This is a genomic window from Paenibacillus planticolens, from assembly GCF_013141725.1.
In the GTDB taxonomy this organism is placed as follows: domain Bacteria; phylum Bacillota; class Bacilli; order Paenibacillales; family NBRC-103111; genus Paenibacillus_E; species Paenibacillus_E planticolens.
Window position 1 is genome coordinate 96,436 of sequence record NZ_WHNZ01000064.1, and the last position, 23,588, is coordinate 120,023.

The 23,588-nt window shown below is 49.0% G+C and carries 12 protein-coding genes; 2 read left to right on the forward strand and 10 right to left on the reverse strand.

All coding sequences use genetic code 11. The features are described 5' to 3' along the window. The first annotated feature begins 127 nt into the window (after positions 1-127). Positions 128-718, forward strand: coding sequence for a TetR/AcrR family transcriptional regulator (locus GC097_RS27610; protein ID WP_171686509.1), 591 nt, complete (start codon positions 128-130; stop codon positions 716-718). A gap of 114 nt (positions 719-832) precedes the next feature. After that, entirely contained in the window at positions 833-1,471 is a 639-nt protein-coding gene (locus GC097_RS27615) for a phospholipase D-like domain-containing protein (RefSeq protein ID WP_246294482.1), read from the forward strand. A 20-nt stretch (positions 1,472-1,491) separates the two neighbouring features. Here GC097_RS27615 and GC097_RS27620 read toward each other — a convergent pair whose 3' ends face one another. The 10 genes from GC097_RS27620 to GC097_RS27665 form a co-directional block, all read right to left on the reverse strand. After that, on the reverse strand, positions 1,492-2,124 hold the full coding sequence (locus tag GC097_RS27620; RefSeq protein ID WP_171686510.1) for a P-loop nucleotide/nucleoside kinase family protein: 633 nt from the start codon (positions 2,122-2,124) through the stop codon (positions 1,492-1,494). 33 nt (positions 2,125-2,157) lie between these two features. Beyond that, positions 2,158-3,789, reverse strand: a complete 1,632-nt coding sequence (locus tag GC097_RS27625; RefSeq protein ID WP_171686511.1) for a hypothetical protein — start codon at positions 3,787-3,789, stop codon at positions 2,158-2,160. Then, complete coding sequence (locus tag GC097_RS27630; RefSeq protein ID WP_171686512.1) at positions 3,786-4,133, reverse strand: MmcQ/YjbR family DNA-binding protein; 348 nt, start codon at positions 4,131-4,133, stop codon at positions 3,786-3,788. Before GC097_RS27630 ends, GC097_RS27625 begins: the two co-directional genes overlap by 4 nt. Before the next feature lie 434 nt (positions 4,134-4,567). Next, on the reverse strand, positions 4,568-5,773 hold the full coding sequence (locus GC097_RS27635; protein ID WP_171686513.1) for a multidrug effflux MFS transporter: 1,206 nt from the start codon (positions 5,771-5,773) through the stop codon (positions 4,568-4,570). A 270-nt stretch (positions 5,774-6,043) separates the two neighbouring features. Next, positions 6,044-11,776: a beta-galactosidase gene (locus GC097_RS27640; RefSeq protein ID WP_171686514.1), complete on the reverse strand. Its 5,733-nt coding sequence runs from the start codon at positions 11,774-11,776 to the stop codon at positions 6,044-6,046. A gap of 90 nt (positions 11,777-11,866) precedes the next feature. After that, positions 11,867-17,017, reverse strand: a complete 5,151-nt coding sequence (locus GC097_RS27645; RefSeq protein WP_171686515.1) for an Ig-like domain-containing protein — start codon at positions 17,015-17,017, stop codon at positions 11,867-11,869. A gap of 535 nt (positions 17,018-17,552) precedes the next feature. Further along, positions 17,553-19,781, reverse strand: a complete 2,229-nt coding sequence (locus tag GC097_RS27650) for a glycosyl hydrolase family 95 catalytic domain-containing protein (RefSeq protein WP_171686516.1) — start codon at positions 19,779-19,781, stop codon at positions 17,553-17,555. Between the two features lie 12 nt (positions 19,782-19,793). Further along, the gene (locus GC097_RS27655; protein WP_171686517.1) at positions 19,794-20,672 is read right to left on the reverse strand and encodes a carbohydrate ABC transporter permease; all 879 of its coding nucleotides are present in this window, start codon (positions 20,670-20,672) and stop codon (positions 19,794-19,796) included. A gap of 16 nt (positions 20,673-20,688) precedes the next feature. Continuing rightward, a complete protein-coding gene (locus GC097_RS27660; protein WP_216625925.1) occupies positions 20,689-21,642 on the reverse strand; it encodes an ABC transporter permease in 954 nt (317 codons plus the stop codon). A 109-nt stretch (positions 21,643-21,751) separates the two neighbouring features. Continuing rightward, complete coding sequence (locus tag GC097_RS27665; RefSeq protein ID WP_171686519.1) at positions 21,752-23,392, reverse strand: type 2 periplasmic-binding domain-containing protein; 1,641 nt, start codon at positions 23,390-23,392, stop codon at positions 21,752-21,754. Positions 23,393-23,588 lie beyond the last annotated feature (196 nt).

The window sequence follows — 23,588 nt, forward strand, 5'->3', positions numbered from 1 at the left end:
CAACAGCTTTTGCATAAATGTTTATTAGATGACATTGTCAAGAGAATTGTCGCCTATCTACGACATAATCCACAAAACTTGCGAAATTTGTCGTATAGCGTATGAAAGAGAAAGGAAGTAAGTGCTCATGTCAACAAAAACACAACGTATAGACCCTCGCGTACTTCGAACGCGCCAACTGATTCGAGATGCTTTTATTGAATTGCTTCATGAACATGAGCTTGAGAAAATAACCGTGAACCGCATCGCGGAGCGAGCAACGATTAATCGGGTCACCTTCTATCTTCATTATCGAGATATTCCGGATATGATCGATAAATTGGCTGACGATATGATTAACGAAATCTATGCCATCTTGAAGGAAGCTCCGTACGCTCCCGGATTAAACATGGAGATCATCGTTAATATGCTTGAGCATATCGCAGAGCATTCGAATTTCTATAAGGTTCTGCTCGCTTCCAAACGCATACCCGTTTTTACAGAGCGACTCATGAAATTGTTTGCGGATTTTATCACCATTCGAATGAACATGCTCGAGGAATCCACCACTTTGAACGTACAAAAAGATATCGCGATCTGGTACGGCTCCTCCGCCATCATTGGTACCATTGTTTGCTGGCTTCGCAACGATTTGCCTTATACGCCAAGTTTTTTGGCTGCGCAGCTTGCAGAATTGCTTCGTATCCATCAATCGGTACCTCACGATAGGCAAGGGTGAGTCTACTCGCCCCACATTCATGGCTCCCGGACTGGCGGAGCCTTTTTTACATTTGCATACAAATGCATGTTCGTGTAATACTGTGTATACAACATTTAAGGAGTCATATGGGATATGCATAATTTTATCAGAATACTTTCATTTACTAGCGTGCTGGCGCTAACTGGGTGCTCCTCAGCACTAACTACGATGGCAGATGCACCAAGCCCTAGTTCTTCAACCACGACGATCTCACCTAAACAAACTGAAGCACCGATGGCTGCAGCGAAGCAACAAATGAATGACGAATATTACTTCACTCAAGCAAATCAGCATCCTGAGAAAGCCTTGATCGATGTAATCAACTCTTCAAAAGCAACACTGGATATCGCCATCTACAGTTTAACGCATCCTGATATTGTAGCAGCGATCAAAGAGGCGAAAAAGCGCGGCGTGACTGTGCGAATCATCAGCGATAAAATTCAATCCTCAGGCAAAACGCAGGAAGAAGCATTAAAGCTGCTGGGCAGCGCCGGGATTCCGATGAAGATCAACAAACACAGTGGGCTCATGCACCTCAAGGTCACCATTGCAGATAAACAGGTTGTTACAACCGGCTCTTACAACTATTCGAAAGCAGCCAGCACTACGAATGATGAAGTCCTAATGGTCATACATAACGAAGACGCGGCAAAATCTTTCTCCGAGCAATTTGAAGGCATGTGGGCTGATACGAAAGGCTTCGAGAAAATCGATAAAAAAATTGCCAAATAGCGCTGCTCTCTCGTACACAATTACAATTTATATTTACCATGAATCATCGTTTTTATTTGCTGAGCCGTATCATTAGGACTTGCATTCGTTGTATCTATTAAGTTTATGACGGGTTTATTTTTATTGCTGTTTTCTTTCAGCCAAGTGTTGTACGACATCATTCCATTTATGAATTCATCAGGATAACTGTTTCTCCATGAAGGTCTATTTTGCAGGCGTTGTTTTAACTGATCGTTGTCGCAGACTAAAGCGATATAGATCAATTCGGAAAAATAACGCCTTTCCATACACGGTTCTAATTGGTCCGGCATAGCTGTCCCACATAATACGACCGGCTTTCCACTTTGAGAAATATTTTTAGCCATCCTTAACCAAAGTTCTCTGTATTCCCGGTAATTCGTCTCCGGCGTATGATAGCGATGATCCCATAATATATCTGTTTCCATTACAACAAAATCTTTGGTTAAAGAACTTAGTTCAAAAGCAACGGTAGATTTCCCAGTGCCGCTTGCTCCGGTAACGATAAACAGGGGAAGCTGCAGAAATTCATGTGCGTGATTGCATGCTGGACAACTGGCGAATGTTTTCTCTCCCTTTGATTCAACTGCCTTATCGACTCTGTATTCCCCACAGTTTAAACAAACATTAAACATTTCCCTTATCTCCACCTTTGTTTTGGACATTTGTTATAAAGAGGCCGGGGACATAAAATACGAGTACCATAAATTCGTTATGAAACCATCGAGTAATGCAAAATAGAACATCTCCAGACCGACATTGCGATCATCTAAGCCATTCCTCCATATTCTAGTAGATACATACGCAAGAACAGCGAAAGCTATGAGCAGCATCAAATGAACCCAAACAGGCTGCAAGAAATCCGGCATAACTTGAAGCGCCGCAGCCTTCCGGTAATCACCGATAAATAACGCCTTCACTACGATGTACAGTCCGAAGGAAAGGCCGAAGTGCAGCCGGGGGCGCGCGTCATAATGATACTGCCAGAATGCACTGAGTGCGAGTAAATACATGCCAGGCAAAACAATCCACTTCAGGCCTAGCAGCGAAGTAAGCAGTCCGATCCCCCACAGCAGCGGCAGCGTCTCGGCGGCCTTTCGCAAGTCAACTGCGCTCAGCTTGTTCATCTTCTCCTGATAAGGCAGTTGGTCGGTGGCGTAGAAAATTCGGAACGATTCCGGATTCACGGGATCCAGCCAAATTGCCAGTGTATTCCCTTTGTCAGACACTAGGACCGGATACTCGGCGAAACCTCCGAATTGGCTGATCCTTGCGGAAGAAGCCAATTTCCCCTCCTTAAAGGCCAGCTTGTAAACCTCTTGACTCGTCAGGCGTCGGTTCTTCTCGTAAACCGACGATACCACTAGCGAAACCTCGCCGGAGGTTGACTTGGTAAAAGCAGGATGCAGAATTGTATCGGAATCAATCCCCGCCGATACGGGAATGTTAAGCAGTTCATCCTGCGCCTCTTCCGGATGATTCACTGGGAAGGTCAGGCTGTATAATGAACTTTTGCCCGTTTTGGGCGAACTTGTAGTATATATTGTAATAAGCGATGAGCCGTCTAGACCTAATGCCACATCGTCCAGTTTACTAGTTACAAGATTCAATTCCTTCAGCTTGCTCCGTACGATGGGCTTCCATGATTCAGGTTCCAGCTTCGCAAAATGAATGGCCACGTTTCCTTCGCTACTCATCGTGTAGACGAGAGAAAGGCTTCCAGTTGAATCCAATACGCCTTGTATCCGCTTGATCCCACCTATTTCAACCTTTGACCACTCTATACGTTCCTGCGCCTGATAAGCTCCTACGTACAGCTCCTCCTCATTATAAGCGAGCAGCACTCTTATGCCGTTTGAACCATTCACCGTTTGAACATCGGTAATGTCGTTTTCGATCAGCAGCTTCTTTGGTGACCATGAACCGTTCGTCCACTCACTCGCATACAGCTTCTTGTCTGCTCCGATCCAGACTGTTCCGTCCTCTTGGATAAGCCTATAAGAAAAATTGAGCCCCGGATCCGGTAAAGGCCGTGTTTCTGAGCTGCTCTGTCCCGTTTCATCAATCCTTACATATTGAAGTGCTTGGCCCGATCTGTAGGAAAAAGAACTCTCGCCCACCAGTTGCACCGACTCCCCGCTAGTCGCCAACTGCGGTAATTCTGTAGCTCGACCGAAAGGTTCGGGGTAAGGCTTCGCTTCTTCATTAGCCAGCATAAGCGTATGAATCATCCCAATTACTAGTAAAGCCGCTAGAAACGGCGCATATGTATATAGCTTCCACCAAACTTTATTTTTCATATAGATTCCCGGAGTCTCTTGGGAAGCTTTTTGACAACCTGATCGTAAGAGTGGTCAATCATTTGGAAGACATCCGACTCTGGCAACGAACCATCCATCGTAATTGAATTCCAATGTTCTTTGTTCATGTGATACCCTGGTCGAACGCTCTCATGCTGCTCTCGCAAATTTTCCGCAATCACCGGGTCACATTTTAAATTAATATAAGAATCGTTCCCTTCGCTCTCAAAAATAAGCGCGAACATTTTACCTGCAATTTTGATCACCAACGGATTCGGGCCGAAGGGATAATCCTTAGTCGCTCCTTTTTTGTTCAAACAATATGCGATGATATTATTGTTCATAGCAGCTCGTCTCCTTTTTCAATAACAATAAATTCCTTTGTATTCTTATTATAACTGAATTAGTGCAGCCGTTACGGATGAAAAAAAGAATAACCTAGCCTGCGGCTAGGTCCTTGTCTAAACCCATACGTTTGAGCAAAGGGAGGGAACTCCATTCCCTTATTTCGGCGACAAGCGGAATTTCGGACGCCCGAGGGGAACTACTGGGTCTTATTTAACCTCAATGTTCTAATTATCTGCTCTGAATGGTAGAATAGCGGATCCTAGTTCCCTTCCCCTTGTCTAAAGGGCTGTTTCTAGCAAAATAGCGCCCCGTAGTTCCCCCACTCCTCCAGCGAGGCATGGAGATTGGAGGCCCGCCATCCCAGCATAGCAAACAAAACCAGCCCGTCACTAAGTACAGTGCCAGACTGGTTTCCATTTAACATATACGACTAACCTAAGCTCTCACGCGTGCTTCTTCTTACCAGAAAGAAGTAAGCCAACATCGCTGCAGCGCTCGTCAATAAAATAATGACACCCAGCGGAACGGCAGTGTCTTCACCCGCGATGCCGACTAGCGGAGAGACGACCGCTCCGAGCAAGAAGGGAATGACGCCCAGCAGCGCAGCGGCGCTGCCCGCCATATGAGCTTGGCTCTCCATAGCAAGCGGGAATGCTGCCGTTGACGTAATGCCGATTGCCCCTACGAAGAAAAACAGCGGAATCACCAGTGCGAAAAGCGGCCCATGGACGATAGCCACCACTAAGACAACGACGCTTGCCAAACTGGCGAGCCCTAAGCCAAACAATAGAAAAGCGTGTTCGGATACGCGATGCGACATTCGGCCGACCAGTTGGGAGCCGATAATCAGGCTGATGCCGTTCGATCCGAACAAAAGAGCGAATAAGGTCGGCGAAGCCCCGTAAATATTTTGGTAAATAAACGGCGTTCCCGAAACATACGCGAAGACTCCCGCGATCATAATGCCCTGTGCCAGCATGTAGCCGACAAATTGGCGGTCTCGCAAAAGCATTCCGTAGTTCCGCAGCTGCTCCATGAAATTGCTGGGCCTGCGGCGATCGGATGGCAGAGTCTCCTGCAGCTTCCATTTTGTCATCGTCAGCAGATACATTCCCAGCAGCGCCAGCGCGATGAACACGCCGACCCACGTCGTGAAAGAAAGAATCCCGCTCCCGGTAACCGGAGCCACGAGCGGACCCAAATTACCGACAAGCAAAAGCAGCGAGAAAAATTTTGTGAGTTCGTGACCGCTGTACAGATCGCGTGCGATCGCACGGGAAATGACAATGCCTGCCGAAGCGGCAAACCCCTGTACGAACCGGAAGGTGATCAACAGTCCGATATGTGGCGAAAATGCGCAAGCAAGCGAGGCGACAACATAAACGGCCATGGAGATAAGCAGCGGATTGCGTCTACCGTAGACGTCGCTCAGCGAACCCATAACGAGCTGGCCGATACCGAGTCCGAGTAAGCAAGCGGTCAAGCTGAGCTGCACCAGCGAAGCTGTCGTATCGAATTGCTTCACAATTTCCGGAAACGCCGGTAAATACATATCGATCGTAAAAGGCCCCAGTGTCGAAAATAAACCGAGCAGCAAAGCTAGTTTAATCACTTGCTGATTGTTCGTGTTAGTCATAATAAAAAGAATCTCCTGTTCTTCGTTCCATATCCAAGTAGAACGTCCGTTTTCATCCTATCATAACTGTACTCATTTCGACAACAATTAGAATAACCGTCAGTTTCATCCTGACGGTTCTAACTTTGGGGCTCTTATTATTCGGATATGGCAACGATTTCCCTTATTTTGGCGAAACGAAAAGCGGAATGGTAGGCGCCCCAGGCAGCCCCATCCCAAACCTAAAACAAACCGGAACCCCCTTATTCAGAGAGTCCCGGTCTATGAACACTATTGCTCAAAAATCATTTTTGCAACAGCGGCAAGGTCAAGGATGTCTATTACGCCGTCGCCGTTGATATCCGCAACTTTGTACTGATCCCAATCCGCATCCGCAGAAGTCTTACCGTAAGCCACAGCTACGAGCGCCAAGTCACCGATGCTGATTGTGCTGTCTCCGTTTACATCGCCTGGCATACGTTGAACCACCGAAGCTTTGAACGTATTCAAAGCCGCAGTCAAGCTGCTTACCGCCTGCGTAACGTCCGCTTGCGTGGCTGCCGCGTTGTTTAACACCGCTCTAGCACTGTCAATAGCGGTTTGCAGCGTCGCCTTCGAGCCAACAACATGCTGTCCTACTGCCGTTCCTTCCACAGCCGCATCATGCTGGCCTTGGGCATCGGCAATCAATGCGCGAAGCGCCGTCGTGTCCACGACAACAACCGAGTTCGCGAATGTTTGCAGTGCCGCAGTCAAGCTGCTTACCGCCTGCGTAACATCAGCTTGCGTAGCAGCTGCATTGGCAAGTACAGCCTTAGCGCTGTCAATAGCGCTTTGAAGCACTGCTTTCGAGCCAGCAGGGTATTGTCCTGCCGCCATTCCTTCCACTGCCGCATCGTGCTGGCTTTGTGCGCTCGTAATCAGTGTGCTGAGCGCCGTCTTGTCTACAGCCGTAATTTGCACGCTATACGATGTGCCATTCACTGTTGTTTCTACGCCCGCATCGTCCGCGATAACCACATTTGACACTGTTACCGATGTGGTCGTCGACTGCGTCGATTTGGCACGGAACGTCAGGGTCAGCCAATTTCCATTCGACTTGTGGTCTGTCCCCACACTCGCTGCAATCAGACGAACCTGACCCGGAGTGGCTACTTTATCGACAATCATAAAATTGTTGTTCAATGAATCCGCAGAAACAAAATCCAACTGCTGCGGATCATAGGTAAACGTAATATCCTGCGCAAACGTATTTTGCGTAACTCCTGCCAGGCCGTAAGTCAGCGTAACCGGCTGTCCGGAGTTTGCTGTGCCGCTGCCTGTTAAAGTCGCTCCCGCCAATACTTGCAGCCCTGTTACAGCCGTCTGTAGAGCAGATGCTGCTGCATCAACCTGATCTTGTGTCGCATTCGCGTTCTTATTCACGTTGACGGCACTCGTCAAGGCGTTTTGCAGGGAAGTCCACGATGCCGGTGTGTAACTATTGCTATTCAAGGACTGTGCTGTTGCAATCAGGGCATTTAGCGCCGTTTTATTGACTAATGACAATTTATATACATTGAAATTGTCGATCCACGTGTTCCATGCCATTGTCGCGCCGGAATTTCGTGTTGCATAAAGTTCAAACCCACCAAAATTATTGGTGAAATTGACGCCGGAAGCATATGGAACGGTGACCGTCGCCGTTTGCTTCGCATCGGCTGCATTGGTAATGGTGAAACTTACTTGTTTAGCTGTCGTGTCGAGAACTGCATCTACACGGTACGTCGCATTTGCCGTATTAAATCCGCTAACCGGGAGTTGTGTTGCATTCGATGTAGTAAGGGCATCGCCCGCAGCAAGGATAGTAGGATTTGTTGTGTAGACAAGCCGGCTTGTTGCACCTGCTGAGACTCCGATCGCAACATACGTGTTATGGGAACTGTCTTGAATGCGAAGTTGTCCCGTGCCACCGCTCGGAGCGCCTACATTCCAATCAAGCATCAGCTCCACTTTGCTGTTTGCAATCGGCGTGGCAAATGTTTTGTAAGCACTGCGCGCACCGGTTCCGCCCGCAGTGAAGTTGAGCACCTGACCCGTCACGCCGGAAGCAGGACCAACTGCTGCGGAAATGGCACCGGCTGTGCTGCCCTTGGTAACATTCCAACTGGAACCTGATATTTGATTTTCAAAACTTTCGCTAACCGTCGGAACATACACGGCCGTCGTCGTGGTGTATCCACCATCTAGAGTGGTGGAGCTGATGCGGGCCTTGCCTTCTTTAAGCCCTGTTACCACGCCAAATAGATCAACCGATGCTACCGTCGGATTGTCCGATGTCCAAGTTACACGTGTATTTGTCGCATCATCGGGTAGAATGCTTGCAATCAACTGTGTTTTGGGTGCATTGGCAGCCGGATTCGTTGCTGAAAAATAATCCGAAGCAAAATAATACAAGGTCTTATTGACAGTTACTCCCGTAACGGCCGTTTTACCCGCTTGTACGGTAATGTCGGCTGATTTTGAATATCCGCCGTCCTCTGTTTTTGCGGTTATCACGGCATTTCCAAGTGCAACGCCAGTTACGTTTCCGTTTTGGTCTACAGTTGCAACAGTTGGATCCGTTGTACTCCATTTAACCGCTTTGTTATACGCATCGGAAGGCGTAATGACCGCAATCAATGGCATTGTGGTACCTGGAACGAGATGCAAAATCGACTTATCAAGCGTAATGCCAGAAACAGCTGTGGAGGAAATCGATGCCGTTCCTAGCGGCAGCATCGCACTTGTTTTATCCGTTTTTGTATCGGTATAAGTCGCGTTTGCGCTCAGCTGCACCAGATACCCCGGATAGTAACTTGGAGGTGTTACATTCCACAGCACCTTTTGCGATTTACCCGGTAGAAGGCTTCCGCTCGCGCTGCCACTCGTTAATGTAACCGTCCAATCTACTGGAGCATTCAGATTCACGCTGCTTACTTGAATAGGGCTGGTTCCATTGTTGGTAAGAACTCCTGTGATCGTTTGTGTTTGCCCACCTGCAATAGTTGTAGAAGGTGAAGACAATGACAAAACTGCGTTGTCGGTAACCGCAGCGGATCCGCCGGGAAATAGAGCAGCGTAGTCCGGACTGTTATTCACTTGTACAGGGACGCCACCTGCATAATTCCCAAGCCCTTGAAGACTTATTTGCCCTAGCCCTGTTGATGTTCCGTCAAGCGCCCAAACCATAATCGCCACATCGTTATTGCCATTTGGATTTAATACGCCTGGCGGCAAGGAAAAGAGATGCTGAGGTCCTAAGTTGTTAATATATTGGCCGACAAGCCATCCATTGACATAGATGTAGGAACGATAGTTCTTGGTTGCGGAATCGCTAATATTTAATCCCAGCGGCACATCACTCATCGTAGGGAAGTTCAAGTTGAAAGATGTCCGATACCAAGCAACACCTTCTGGAAGTCCACGCTGTGACCAATTGTCCGGAAGACTTACGTCGCTCCAAGACTGATTCGGGAAACCGGGCAGCGCCCATCCGTTATTTTCTCCAAATAAGCCGCCTGCGTTCATCACGCCCCGAGTTGGATCACTAAGCGTTTCTCCGCCTTGATTGCCTTGAATCTTCCAAGCAATTGATGTGGATGAGCCTTGGAATGAAGCTTGAGCAAGACCGCGAGGACTTTTCTGGGAATCGTTGGACCCTCCGTCTTCGTCATGTCCCATATTTTGCACCATGACCGCTACAACATTGTCACCGTCTTTGTTCAAAAGATTGGATGGAAATGAGAAAACTTTGGTGCCGCTTAAGGAAGAACCGAGATACGAACCGTTCAACCATACCGCATAGGCTCCGTTGTCTCCACCTTCCCCATCGAGCGTAATTCCCGTTTCATTTCCGCTTGCTGTAAAGTGACCGCGATACCAGACCATACCGTGATGGAATCCATAATCATCCGCATACAAAACCGTTGGCGTCGAAGGTTTGGTCGGATTGTTGGTTGTGGTGCGGTTCGCACTGATCCAAGCGGAATCATTAAAGTTGGGGTTTGCCTGATGTGTTTCATAGGAAAACTTCCAATTGGAAAGCTGCGGAATCGTAACCGCTGCTGGATCAGACAGAGAAAAGACATAGGATCCGGATTGAGTTGCTGCCGTTTCCATTGCAACGCCGTTCCATGTGATTTGGCCGGTTGCTGCACCGAACACTTCAACCGGAGTCGCTTTTTCATTATCGCCTTGAAGGGCTAGATTGCCATTTGCATCCGTCGATGCGGTGCGCAGCAAATAAGAACCTTGTACCAACACAGCCCCATTCCCTGTATCGCCACGCCAGAACGTTCGCGCTGTTATATCGGTCGTTAGAAGAAGCAGCAGCTCTTTGCCGCCTTGCTGGATGAGTACCTTCGATACGCTTCCATCATGAGTATAGTTGAGACGCAAATCGCCGCTTATTGGATCATAGGTCGATGTTACGTTCCCGGATAAAGCAGTGACTGTCGGTTGTGTTGCGTACCGTAAAACCGTTTCGCCATCTGACCCTTGCCCGCCGTAGAACAGAGCGGTATCCCGGTTACCTTGTGTCACATGCGTAAATAAGTTCGATGTCGAATATACCAAATGCTCCGAGCCTAGCGCGTAATTGGCAACTAGAAATTTGGATTCCTGCCCGTTGATCTCGATTGAAGTGCCAGTTTTCTTCGGAATGGTATAGGAACCATCCGCAGTGGTAATGCTGAGGCTCGTTGTGTCTTTCGTTGTCGATGCAGCATTGCTATGACGCAGCACGTAAAACTGAGTTCCCGTATCCGGATTTTTCAACCCATTCACCGTAAGATTTACGTTGCTTGGAGCAGCTGTGCTCAGAGAATCGGTTTTTGTGAGTGGCGTAAGCGTTTGATACATCGTGGCAAGAAGTTTCTCCGCGTTGTATTTTGCCCCTATTTGGCGGCTTTCGCTAATTGCAGCTGTGTAATCATAAGATGAATACACCCCCGGGAATGGAAGATATCCCCAGTTTGTTCCGCCGTATGTCATATAAATGCTCATCATTGTAGCGCCTTGTGACACTACATGGTTGTAAATAATGTTCTCATAATTGGCGTTGTACGTTTGCGCTAGTGCAGGAAACCCTTTTCCACCCCAAGGATCAAACCAACCGCCGCCGAGTTCTGCGACAAACACAGGATTATTGGGAGCGAACGTATGGGAATCCCCATAATAGTTTGGAAGACCGCCTAAACTTGGATAACTATCAAAAGCATACATATCGGGCGCGCCCACTCCGCTCGACCAGGTTCCTCTAGGACCGCTCTTGTCGTTGTGGAACAAAGGGACATTGATTCCATCTTTACGAGCTTTGTCTCCGAGCTGCTGCATGTAGGTCGCATCTGACCCCGTATACTCGTTTTCCACTTCATACAAAATGACGCTTCCGCCATTTGTAATCTGGTGTTTGGCAATAATCGCATCAATATTGGTCATCCATTCTTGATAGGCCTTCGTATAATCGGCTGCAGACGAGCGGGCACGGCCAGACTGCGTCATGAGCCAACCTGGGAATCCCCCGCCGTCGGTTTCGGCATTGATGTACGGCCCAGGTCTTGCGATGACATAAATCCCGGCTTGTTGTGCCATGGTAAGAAGTTTGTCTACATCACGAACGCCTGTGAAATCATACTGTCCAGGTGCCGGCGAATGGTAGTTCCAGTTGAAATAAATGGATACCGCGTTAAATCCGGCTGACTTCATTTTTTGCAGCACATCGAGCCATTCGGATTGGCTTGGAAGACGCCAATAGTCAAACTCACCGGAATAGATGAACGTTCGCTTGCCGTCGATCATAAGCGAATAATGATCGAAGGAAACGGTATGCGACCCGGTTAACGCTTGTGAAGGAGGCAGGGTAAATGTCCCTTGATTCTGCTCAAGGGCAGCTGGTTGTGTATCGGCATACGATACGGCCGGTGCCGTCACCAACGAGAGCAACAGGCTCATGCTCATAAGGTGAATACTTACTTTTTTAACATTTCCTTTTAAAATATTCACGGTTTACCTCCGCTTCTAAATTTGGGTTTGAAGAATGAGAGGAAGGCATGAATGCCCTCCCCCCAATCATTTCCTCTTTTTACAGAACGATTACGGTTGCGAAATGATGTGCTGTGCCACGAAAGCAAGATCGGTAATATCAATCACGCCATCGTTATTCATATCCGCGCTCGCCAGCCAGTTCGGACTGCTCGTTGTTTCTCCGTAGTGACTAGCCACAATAGCCAAGTCCCCGATGCTGAATTTGCCGTCGCCATTCAGATCTCCCGGAATCGCCACATTGATCGATGCAAGGAAGGACTGCAGCGCTGCATTCAAATCAATCACCGCTTGACCTACTTGTTCCGGTGTCGCCGCCGAATTGTTAGCTACGGTTTGCGCAGCAGCGATCGCCGCTTGCAGAGCCGCTTTCGATCCGACTGGATATTGGCCCGGATTGCTTCCTTCTACAGCCGCATCGTACTTCGCTTGTACGGTTGCGATCAGCGCGTTCAACGCTGTTTTATCCACAACTGTAATTTGTACGCTGCTGGATGCGCCTTGTATCTTCGTTTCTACGCCATGGCTATCGGAGACGACCACGCCAGACAAGGTTACAGTACTGGTCGTTGACTGTGCCGCAGGATTAGCCTGGAAGCTCAGCTTCAAGATCGCTGCGCTGTTGTTGCTCGTAATGGCATGAACAGCTCCTTGACTCGCCGAGATGATTCGAATGTGTCCAGGCGTTCCTGCCTGGCTTACAAAAATACCGTCGCTGAGCGGAACAACTGCGCTTAACTTCAATTGAGCCGGATCATAATTGACCGTCAATTCTTCCGCATAGATGCCTCCGCTTGCGATCGAACCCAGGTTGCTTAAGCCATAAGTGAGATCAAACGATTGGCCCGGATATACGACGCCAGTTTCAGTTAACGTTGCCGCAGGCAATGCTGCAACCGTTTTCGCCGGAACAATGACAGGCAGGCTGCCAGTTGCCGCTTTCGTACCATCCGATGTCCGGGTCACTTCCAGGACAAGATTCACCGTTGTATCTGCACTTTGCGGGATAACGGTTCCGTCGACTTGAATGACCGACGCGTTATCCGAGCTTTTGATCGTTATCGTAAATCCGGCCGGTACAGTCGGCAGCGTCAGACTTGTCGCATCTTTCGCCGGAGCCGCTATGCGAGTTATTCCCGCAGCAATGTCCGCCGCTGTCGGCACAGTTACCGTTACACTCGCCTTGGCTTTTATCGTAGTGCCATTCACTGTTCCTTGTACTTCAAAAGTTCCTTGCTGCGCATAAGAAGCCGGATCGATGCTATCCCATGTTACAGCTGCCTGTGCTTTTGATCCATCATCATACACGGCTTGAACGACTGTCGGTAATACAGGTGCTACCCCTACTTGTGTTGTAACACTAACCGGTTGAATATCCGTGATCTTAAGCTCTTTAGGCTTGTTGCCGTAGACTTCAAGCTCGGTGATCGCCATACCGCCCGCAGTGGTTGAGTACGGCGTTGCGTTCTCCATACCGATTCGAATTTTGGTCGTGGTGACCATGTCAAAAGTTACTGTACTTGCTTGGTTGGATGCAGTTGCCCATACAATTTTTTGGTTCCCTGCGGAAACCCACTGCAAACCATCCCAGTATTGAACATCCAGCGTTTTCGGCAGATTAGTTGTTGGTGCAGTACCACCCGTTGTAAAGTACAGCTTAACGGAACTAAAGGTATTGAATTGAGGCCAATTCACCTGCACAAACTCATAAGGACGCGTATTGTTGACAGCCGGCAGGTTTGCCGTCGCAGCTATATTGTATTTGTTGGTCCATCCTCCGCTTGTCGTATTGCCATCCAACATTAAGTTCGGATATGAGGTTCCGTTGGTAAACGTTGCTGTAGCGATTGGACCGGTTGTCGAAACAACATCTTGGGCCCCTGTACCTGCTGCACTCGCAGCAAGATTAACGTTTGGCGTAAAGCTGCTCGAAACATTAATTGTTGCGATTGCTTTGCGAGTTAGACCAGTAATTTGGCCTTCGATCGTTAGGACTCCGCTAGCTTGAACCTGACTTAATGTCAGACTAGGCCAAACTACCGGCATGCTTACGCTGAGACCATTCGTAAAGTTGACCTTTACATATGCCGGCAAAACCGGGATGTCTCCTGCTGCCACGGATAGGTTAACGGAAGCGCTGCTAAAATCGTATACATTCACATTAGCATCTGCTTGGAGACCGTCTACTTGCGCAGTTGCCTTGAAAGCTCCTACTACGTTAGCAGTTGGAACATTCGTCCAATTGACAGATGACTGAGAAGTCGTGCCGTCCGCATGAACAACTGTAACGTTGGACGGCAGGTTAACCGCACTGTCCTTCATCACGCTAACATTTACCGGTAAAATGCCGGCGTTGCCAGTCGCGTTTGCCGCTTGAGCAAAGACTGTAGCCTGTGCCGGCAGAGAGCCGTCAAATGAGGCATTGACCGTGATTGGACCTGTTTGGCCTTTGTTGGACTGAACAATGACCAGTACTTTGCCGTTGTATGCGCTGCGTTCGGAATGCGTATTGCGTTCCACATTCCCCCACTTGTAGAGCTCGTTGCTCTCCTGCTTGCCATTGTCCACCCCGACGATAGCTCCGCCTGTTACATCAAACTTAACTAAATTGCCGGCATCCGGCACGACATTTCCGTCCTTGTCGACAATATCAGCCTCAATGTAGGAAAGGCTTCTGCCGTCAGCCGTAATGACCTTTTTGTCAGGAGTCATAGTTACCGTGTAAGGTTGGCCAGCCGTTTTGACGACATCCGTCGCTGTAACTACATTGCTGGTCGTATCTGCATAAGTCTTAACTTCCAAGGTACCCGGCGTATACGGTACTTTCCATGTCAAGTGCAGCTTGCCGCTGCTTCCGTTAGGACTTAAGTAACCGCCTGTGTTTGTGCTGCTTGTGTTAAGCTTGTCATCTTGAGTTGCTTCTGTTGTTTCATAGTATTGTTTCCCGTAATTCGTTGTCTTAATGTCGAAGCTCTTGCGGCCGAGAGAAACACCGTTTAAGAAAAGCTCCGCACTTTGCTGATTCGTGTTCACCCACACTTCAACCGTCTCTCCGAGACGCCAATTCGTCCAGTTCATCGGAAGGATATGCGCCATAGGCTGCGGATTCCACTGGCTCTTAAAGAGATAGAAGGAATCCTTAGGAAAGCCTGCGGTATCGATAGCACCGAAGGAAGATACGCCTACCGGATAAATGCTGTATGGCGTAGGTTCACCGATGTAATCAAAGCCGGACCAGATGAATTGTCCGATAAACGCTTTGCGGTCACGGTCTTTTTTAAGACCATACTCGTTCCCCATCGTCCAAGATGCGAAGTTATTGTCGTAAGACGATGTCCCTCGAGAACCTGGCGTCTGATTCACACCTGTATTCACCAAGCTCGGATCTTGATAGACTCCGCGCGCACTCGTTTGAGAGGAAGATTCGGACTCAAAGAAGGACGTGTTCGGGAACCGGGTCATTAGAACATCAACGGATTGAGCTGTGTTGTAGTTGAGGCCATAACCAGCTAGCGTATTGTTGATAAGCCCCCAAGGACTTGAAGTCGTAGACGGCGGTGTCCGCTCTTGGTCGCCCCCCATAACAACGGGTCTAGTAGGATCCAGTGCCTGAACATCGCGCATCAAACGAATGGATTCACTGTACTCATTAAATGCACTTACGCCATACATCGTTTGAGTGTTCATCCACGCAGGCTTAGTGCCGACTCCGCGTATCTCGTTGCCTATGGACCACATAATAATGGCAGGTGAGTTCTTGTCACGACTAACCATTTCTTGAATAACCCAATCGCTCCACATGTATTGAGCGCCTGAAGTTGTAGGAACTGGAGCAAGGGTTGACCCTTTCCATCCGTCAGGGACATTCGTCAAGAACCAGTTTCCGAAGTCATAAGCCGCTTTGGTAGAACCCCATCCATCGAAAGCCTCTTCCATAACAACGATACCGAGGCGTTCACAGGCCGTGATAACCTGTTTGCTTGGAGGATTGTGGGACGTGCGGTAAGCATTGACCCCCATATCCTTCAAGATTTTGAATTTACGCATGGCGGCATCGAGGTTGTCTGCGGCACCAAGCGATCCGTCATCATGATGCAGGTCAACGCCTTGAAGTTTGGTATAGACACCATTGAGATAGAAGCCGCCGGAATTAGCAATCGTATTGGCATTCGTGGTGTCAACGTGCGCCATCTTAATCCATCGGAAGCCGTAAGAAGTATCCATCGTATCTACAACCTGAGGACCTGTCCCCCCATTGATCTCCGTGATCAGTTCCGTGCGAATCGTATAGAGATACGGATCGTTGGTAGACCACAAGTGGACGTTAGGCACCTGTAAGCTATCGTTCAAAGTGAGCTTTGTTGAAGGATTATAATCAACAGGATCGCTCGTGTTAGTCGATACGACTTTCCCGTTAGCATCAATGACGGAGGTCCGAATCTGAGCAACGCCGTTGGAAGCTTCAGAATAGAGATCGGCACTCACAACCAAATTGGCACTGTGATCCGCATTATAGGCAGATTCCAGATCAGGAGATGTATACGTAATGCCATTTCGTAGAAAACGGGTCTTGTCAGTCACAACCAGGTGTACCGGTCTTGTAATACCGGAACCTGTATACCAGCGTCCTGAAGGGGACATGTTCTGTACCTTAACGACGATAACGTTGGGACTATCGTCACCATATGTAAGATACGGAGTAATGTCATAAGAGAATCCCGTATAGCCGCTTGGGTACTCACCGATCAGATTGCCGTTAACGTACACGATCGAGTCCGTGTAAACGCCTTCAAAGTCAACGGAAACTTTCTTTTCGCTCATGCTATCCGGCAAAACAAAACTTTTACGATACCATCCCAAACCGCCCTGCAGGTAACCCTGAGCGTTGCTGCCTGAGGAAACTTTCTGTCCTTCAATGCTCCAGTCGTGAGGAACATTAACGGTTCTCCATGAACTGGCGTCGAAAGCCGGATTGATAATCTGCGCCGTAGTAGGCGCCCCCGCCGGGTCTTGCAATCCATTTTTCACACCGCCCGTATTAACGGTTGGAGTACTTGTAGCAAGATAGAACTGCCAATCATTGTTAAAGTCGATGTTGCGGGTTCCGTCATTTGCTACCGTGGTAGCATTTGCATGGGGGACCAACGGAGCACCGAATGCGACATTGTTCAAAGACAATGGACTCAACATAACTACGGCCATAAGTATTCCTATAAATTTCCACGAAAATTTCATTTCTTCCTAATCCTCCCTTTAAACAATTTGTATCTCTTCCGAAGCATGAAATCATTTCATTAAAAATGGTAAGCGCTTACATTTTTGGTGAGTTAGCAGAATTATTCATAGACCACCCGATAGATCATCCATACATGGCGACTTCATGATACATTTCGCATCTATTTTGGTTTGCTTCTAAAGCAACCGTCTCTGGTACCAGTACAATGTTGAATGATATATCCGCCTCCTCCCAAATAGATACAAAATGTATCGTTGTTTCCAACAGTAAATAACTTTGCATACTACATTATATATTATCATTGATTCTCATCTTTGTGTACATTTGATATTCTCATTTTTTGTATGAATATTCTAATGTAATTGAACAGGAAGTTCCGTTCTCCAGCTGTAACGAAAAAACCCGCAAATGCGAAAGCCTTCCGCACTTACAGGTGTTCCTAACCATTCCATATTTAACCACTTCATCTTCGCCAGCTGCTTTCAGTCAGGTTTGGTCTGATTAAAAGCCGTAAAGCCGCCAAGGCTTATGTCCTCCAAAATATCGCGCCACCTTCTCCGTTCCTTCGACCGGACGCAAGCGCAAATGGGGTCCTTCTTCCCCCGGATAGAGAACGGCCTCTTCGCCTGTATCCAGATCAAGCGATATTTCATCGTCGATGACCGTTTCGCCGGACCCTCGCACCGCACCGTAGACATCGATGACGTTCCAGCGGATAATCCCGCTCCAGCCCGTCTTGATCAAACATGGCTCACCGGCCAAACTTTTCACTCTGATCCACTGCGTGGCCGCATGCTTGCGAACCGCACTGACCAGGAAGGCTCCTTCTCCCCGCAAATTATGGTAAGCCAGCTCCGTCCACGCCTCCGGCACTGCCGGAAACACCCGCAGCTTGCCGCCCCAGCTCTGAAGCAGCATATCATGAATCGATTCAGCGCCGGCCAGCGGCGTCTCGATGACCGGTCCCGCTTCCTTGTACATCGTATTCGGCTTGATGATGAGCAGAAGCGATTGCAGCAGCCGCAGCGCCTCATCCCCCCACCCGAGACTTGCTGCGATCGAGGCCGCCCCGGTCATACTGAAGCCGCGCAGGTCCCCTTCTTTGGCCAGCCAATGACGCAGGGAAGTTGCGATTAAGGCCCGTTCCTCCTCTGTTTCTCCCTTAACGAGATGCAGCGGGAAAATCGCCAGCAGATGACTGAAATGTCGGTGCCCGTAAGCGAGCGGCATATCTCGTCCAATCATAAAGCCCGTCTCGTCGACGGGAAGCGGAGCCAACCTTGCCAGTATGTCTTCCCACGCCGGCATCAACGGATCGCGGATCGACAGCCTTCCGCAAATCGCCAGCAGTGTCTCGCATCCCCAGCGGAGCAGGGACAGATCGTAATGGCAGTCCGGCACAGTGGTCCGCATGAACGAGCCATACTCCGGGGAAATCGTCGGCGGCAGATGCAGGAATCCGTCATCTCCCTCCTCCAGCAGATACCGGTAGTAGTTCACACTCCGCTTTAAAATCGGAAATAAAACTTCTTTCAGCATGTCATCGTCCATGGCATACCGGTAATGCCGCCAAACGTTATGACAGATCCACGTCAAATTTCCAATCTCATCATCCACTTGAGCCAGCAGATCGAAGCTGCAGCTTCGTCCTAATCCCGCCGAATCGTGCCGGCAATCTTCTGGTACGTTCAGAATCAGATTATCGCTGTTCGCATACAGCGAACGGACAAGCGATTCCCCCATTTCCAAGCGGTTGGCCGTATACACCGGCGAATAACTCATCTGCACGTTCATATTGAACCAGCAGCCAGGCCAAGGCGTGGAAGTAAGCCAAGGCCCCTGGTTATCGATCAGGGGACTGTCCGCTCTCGCAGCCGATGCCAATTTATACATCTGAATCCAGTAAAAGCTTTCCAAACGGCCATCCGGCAGCGAAACGAAACTTTGCCGGTAATAACGGTGCCACCATGCCCGGTGAGCTTGCACCCACTCATCGAAGTTCGCAACTGATGCTTGCGCCACCGCGTTCACGGCTTCGGCCTTTGCCGATTCGCCATGCCCCCGGGTAACGGACAGCCAGCAGATCCGGCGATTCGGCGACACTTGCACTTCCTTCCAAGCGGTTGTGCAGCCGTCTTCGCCCGAATACCGCTGCGTACAAACGCGGATGCCGTCCGCTTCTTCCGTATGTTCCACTTCTGTGACCGGAACATATTGATTCAAATTCACCCCGTCCGCATTTTTCAGCACCGGGTCGACATCCGGATAGGCGTACCACGCACATCCGGCGCCGCTTTCGCCCGCTGTTGTCTCAATCTCTACGGCTATCACCGGATAGAGACTGTGTACCAACGAGCGAAGCTTGACTTCCCCGCTCGTCGTCGTCAGCGTGGCCTGCAGTTCAGCGTTCCACAGGCTGATCCGCATATGCGTCGGATGATAGATTTTCCCTTCCAATTCCAAATCCAGCTCGCCGAGCGGAACCCGGGGCGGGAATCCGGGTTTGTCCTTCCGGGTTGCCGTCACATCGGTGCGCCCGGTAACCATGCGAAGCACATGCCGCTTACTGGCATGTTCCTCCCCGTACACCATCGTGCCAAGCAAGCCGTTGCCGAGGAAAGCCCCTTCCTCCCAGCTAACGGGCTTCACGACCCACTCCATATCGTTTGCTGCCATGTAACGTTCCCAATCAACATCGAGATGAACTGCGGAACTGCCGCTTTCATTCACGCATGTTTCCTCCTATCCTTTGATAGCTCCGATCAGAGCGCCTTTGACGAAGTATTTTTGCAAAAATGGATACACGAATAAAATCGGAACCGTAGCGACGATAATCGTCGCATACTTCAACGTGGCGGCAAGCATGGCCGCATCGCCGTCGGAAACGCCCGCATTGGCATTGGCTTCCCCTTGCAGCAATATTTCCCGCAGCACCAACTGCAGCGGATAGAGCGAACGTTCCTGCAGGAAAATCATCGCCTGGAACCAGGAATTCCAATGGCTCACGCCATAATACAGCAGCATTACGGCGATTACGGGCATGGAGAGCGGCAGCACAATCCGGAACAGGATAACGAAATCGTTGGCCCCGTCCATTTTAGCAGACTCTTCCAGCGCATCGGGAATGGCTTCGAACGCCGTCTTCATCAGAATCAGGTTAAACGTATTGATAGCCTGCGGAATAATAAGCGCCCAAAGGGAGTTAACCATTCCCACTCCTTTGACCGTCAAGTAGAGCGGAATCAGTCCTCCGCTAAAGAACATCGTAAAGATGATGAACAGCATAAGCGGCTTGCGGTACTGTAAGCTTTTCCTTGAGAGTGCGTAAGCTCCGAAGGAGGTCAGCGTAATATTCAGCGCCAAGCCGGCCAATACGACAAACAGCGTGTTCCCATAGCCTTTTAAAATCATCGGATTGCGGAATACATTCGTATAAGCATCAAGCGAGAACCCGATGGGACGCCATAAGATGCCTTTGTGCCCCATCAAGCTTCCTGCATCGCTGACTGAAGCAAACAGCACATAAATAAGCGGGTATACGGTAAGGACCATTAGCAGGACCATCAGCACCGTATTGATATAATCGAAGCATCTCTCTGAAAAACTCGCCTTGTTCAGCATGATCGCTCTCTCCCTTCTACCACAAGCTTGTATCGTTAAATTTGCGGCTCAGCCAGTTCGAAGAAATGAGCAGGACAAAATTGATGACCGAGTTGAACAAGCCCACCGCTGAACTAAAACTGTAATTGAAATCCTGCAAACCGACACGATACACATAGGAGGAAATGACGTCAGCCGTTTCATAAGTGCCCGGATTGTACAACAAAATGATTTTCTCGAACCCGACATTCATCATCCGCCCGATATCGAGGATAAGCAGAATCACGATGGTTGGCATAAGCCCCGGCAGCGTGACGTGCGTCATTTGCTTCCAGCGGCCTGCGCCGTCGATTTTGGCTGCTTCATACTGCTCTTGATCGATCCCCGTTAAGGCCGCCAGGAAAATGATCGTTCCCCAACCGATATTTTGCCAGATGCCGGAAGAAACATAGACGGTGCGGAACAAGCTGGGCTCGAGTAAAAAAGTCAAACGCTCCCCGCCGAAGAACGCGATGACATCGTTAATAACGCCTTCGCTGGATGTGAAATCTTTCAGAATTCCGCAAATAACAATCAATGAAATAAAGTGCGGCATGTAGGTCACGGTCTGCACCGTTCTTTTAAACAAAGCATGCTTCAATTCATTGAGCAAAAGCGCCAGGAGGATAGGCGCCGGAAATCCGAATAACAGCTGGTAGAAGCTGATCAGAACCGTATTCTTAATCGTTCGCCAAAAATAAGGGCCTGTAAAAAATTCACGAAAATGCTCGAACCCGACCCACTCGCTCCCCCATATTCCGAGTCTTGGGGAGAAATCCTTGAATGCAATCACAGCACCGTACATGGGCGCATAGTGAAATACGACATAATACAGCAGAACCGGCAGCAGCATGACGTAAAGCAGTTTATTTTTGCGGATATCCAGCAAAATCCCGAAATGGAATCTCCGTTTTTCTCCAAGGGCTGCAACCGGCTTTGGTTTGGCAATCATGGTGTTCATAGCATCACCCTCTCCAGCCACGGGCGGGCTCTGCGGAAGGTCGGAACGGATCGTTCACGCCAGATCGTCCACTCCCTCCGCCAGATTCGCCGTAGACTAATTATCGCTTATTGTACCGGTCTAGAGCACCCTGATAAATTTGGGTCACCTTGTCGATCCCCATGTCTTTTATCCTTTTTACATAGTCATCGAACTTATCGATCGGCTCTTTGCCCATTACGAATTTAACGAACATTTCCTCTTTATAGCTGGTAATGGCTGTATTTAGTTTAGCCAATTCTTTGCTTTCTTCGGCTGTCGGCGTTAAGAAGAGCGGCATCACATGCTTGGCGGCATCCGTTTGCTCCCAAATCTTGATGGCCTCATCCTGTTCTTTAAATGTATTGAAGCTTTTCCGGCTATCGCCGAGGAACGGACCGTTTGGCTTCGTGTATTGGGTAATCATTTGCTGCAGGTTGTATTTAGGATCTTTAGTAATTTTATCGGTAAACTTAGGCACGCCATTCTCCATGGTATAGCTTTCGCCTTCGATACCGAAGTTGAACAACAGGCTGCCTTTCTCGCTATACGCATAATCCATCCATTTGACGGCAAGCTCCGCATGCTTGGAATCCCCAGAAACGGCTTTACTTGCAACCGGATTATATTTAAAATCACGTTGTCCGATGAAAGCACGTTCCCCTTTATTCAAAGTAGGATATGGAGCGGCTACCAGCTGGAACTTCGGATTTTTCTTTTTGCCCGTATCCATCCATCTGCCCATTCCGCCGCTTAACAAGCCCACTGTCGCCCCCGAGGCATCGCTCATTAACTTCGTATCCAGCGATTTGGAGTCCGTATTAAGCGCGAAGTCCTTATCAAGCAATCCTTCGGCATACCATTTGTGCAGCAAGCTCAGCGCATCCTTGAATTGAGGGTCCGTAGGCCCGTATTTCACTTTTCCCTGATCGTCGATATAGAAGCGGTTTGCTGTTTTAAAAGCGCCAATGAACGCATCCTGGATATTCAATTCATTGCTGTACAGAGCCGTAAATGGCGCGGTTGCCCCTTTTTTCTCCTTGAAAGCATTCAGAACCGTATACCATTCATCGATCGTCGCAGGCACCTGAAGATTCAATTCATCCAACCAGTCTTTGCGAATCATCGGTCCCCGGAAAACCAGGCCGTTGTCCGGACGAATCATCGGAAAAGCGTAGTAGGTGCCATTGTCCGTTTTGATCATTTTGTCCAGCTCTTTATCCTGCTGCAGCAGTTTCTTTAAATTTGGCGCATTTTTATCGATCAATTCGTTTAGAGGCAGGATGACCTTGTCCGCGATCGCTTTCTCCGGCCCACCCGGATACGCTGCCGCTCCGCCGCCGCCCCAGTTATATTCAATGACATCCGGCAAGTTGTTCGAAGCGATCAGCAGGTTGAATTGATCTTTCGATTGACCGTCGGCCGGGTGCGTATACTTGACCTTAACCCCGGTTTCACTCTCTAAGCGCTTACCAAACGGGGAATCGGCCAAGTTGGGGACGAAAGACGCCAGGTTCGTGTCGATCTGTTCCCAGGATGTTAACGTTTCTTGCGTACTAATCGGATATTGACCTGCTGCCGCCGCCGGCGTTGCTGTCGTTTTCGCGGCTCCCGTTGCGCTTGGGCTCCCCGTAAGATCTTTGGAACAAGCGACGAACAGGCTGGAAGCTGCCAGCAAGCTTAGAGCCAGACTAACGGACTTTCTTTTGGAACGTTCACTCATGTGAGTCCCCCTCATAGGATCTAGTGCAAAATGTCTTCGTTGCAGCACTGTGGCTTTAGTATGGCGGGGAAACCGCCCTTTTGCATATCGTCAAAACTGCAAATCGCTCATTAAAATTCGTAAAAAGCAATCATCAGAATCCCAAATAGCTATGCAAAAAATGAAAAGCCGCGCAAGCAAGCTTGTACGACTTTAA

What these genes read in the sequence shown, in the direction of transcription:
- GC097_RS27610 (WP_171686509.1), top strand. Translation starts at nt 128, where the DNA reads ATGTCAACAAAAACACAACGTATAGACCCTCGCGTACTTCGAACGCGC.
- GC097_RS27615 (WP_246294482.1), top strand. Translation starts at nt 833, where the DNA reads ATGCATAATTTTATCAGAATACTTTCATTTACTAGCGTGCTGGCGCTA.
- GC097_RS27620 (WP_171686510.1), bottom strand. Translation starts at nt 2,124, where the DNA reads ATGTTTAATGTTTGTTTAAACTGTGGGGAATACAGAGTCGATAAGGCA.
- GC097_RS27625 (WP_171686511.1), bottom strand. Translation starts at nt 3,789, where the DNA reads ATGAAAAATAAAGTTTGGTGGAAGCTATATACATATGCGCCGTTTCTA.
- GC097_RS27630 (WP_171686512.1), bottom strand. Translation starts at nt 4,133, where the DNA reads ATGAACAATAATATCATCGCATATTGTTTGAACAAAAAAGGAGCGACT.
- GC097_RS27635 (WP_171686513.1), bottom strand. Translation starts at nt 5,773, where the DNA reads ATGACTAACACGAACAATCAGCAAGTGATTAAACTAGCTTTGCTGCTC.
- GC097_RS27645 (WP_171686515.1), bottom strand. Translation starts at nt 17,017, where the DNA reads ATGGCCGTAGTTATGTTGAGTCCATTGTCTTTGAACAATGTCGCATTC.
- GC097_RS27655 (WP_171686517.1), bottom strand. Translation starts at nt 20,672, where the DNA reads ATGCTGAACAAGGCGAGTTTTTCAGAGAGATGCTTCGATTATATCAAT.
- GC097_RS27660 (WP_216625925.1), bottom strand. Translation starts at nt 21,642, where the DNA reads ATGATTGCCAAACCAAAGCCGGTTGCAGCCCTTGGAGAAAAACGGAGA.
- GC097_RS27665 (WP_171686519.1), bottom strand. Translation starts at nt 23,392, where the DNA reads ATGAGTGAACGTTCCAAAAGAAAGTCCGTTAGTCTGGCTCTAAGCTTG.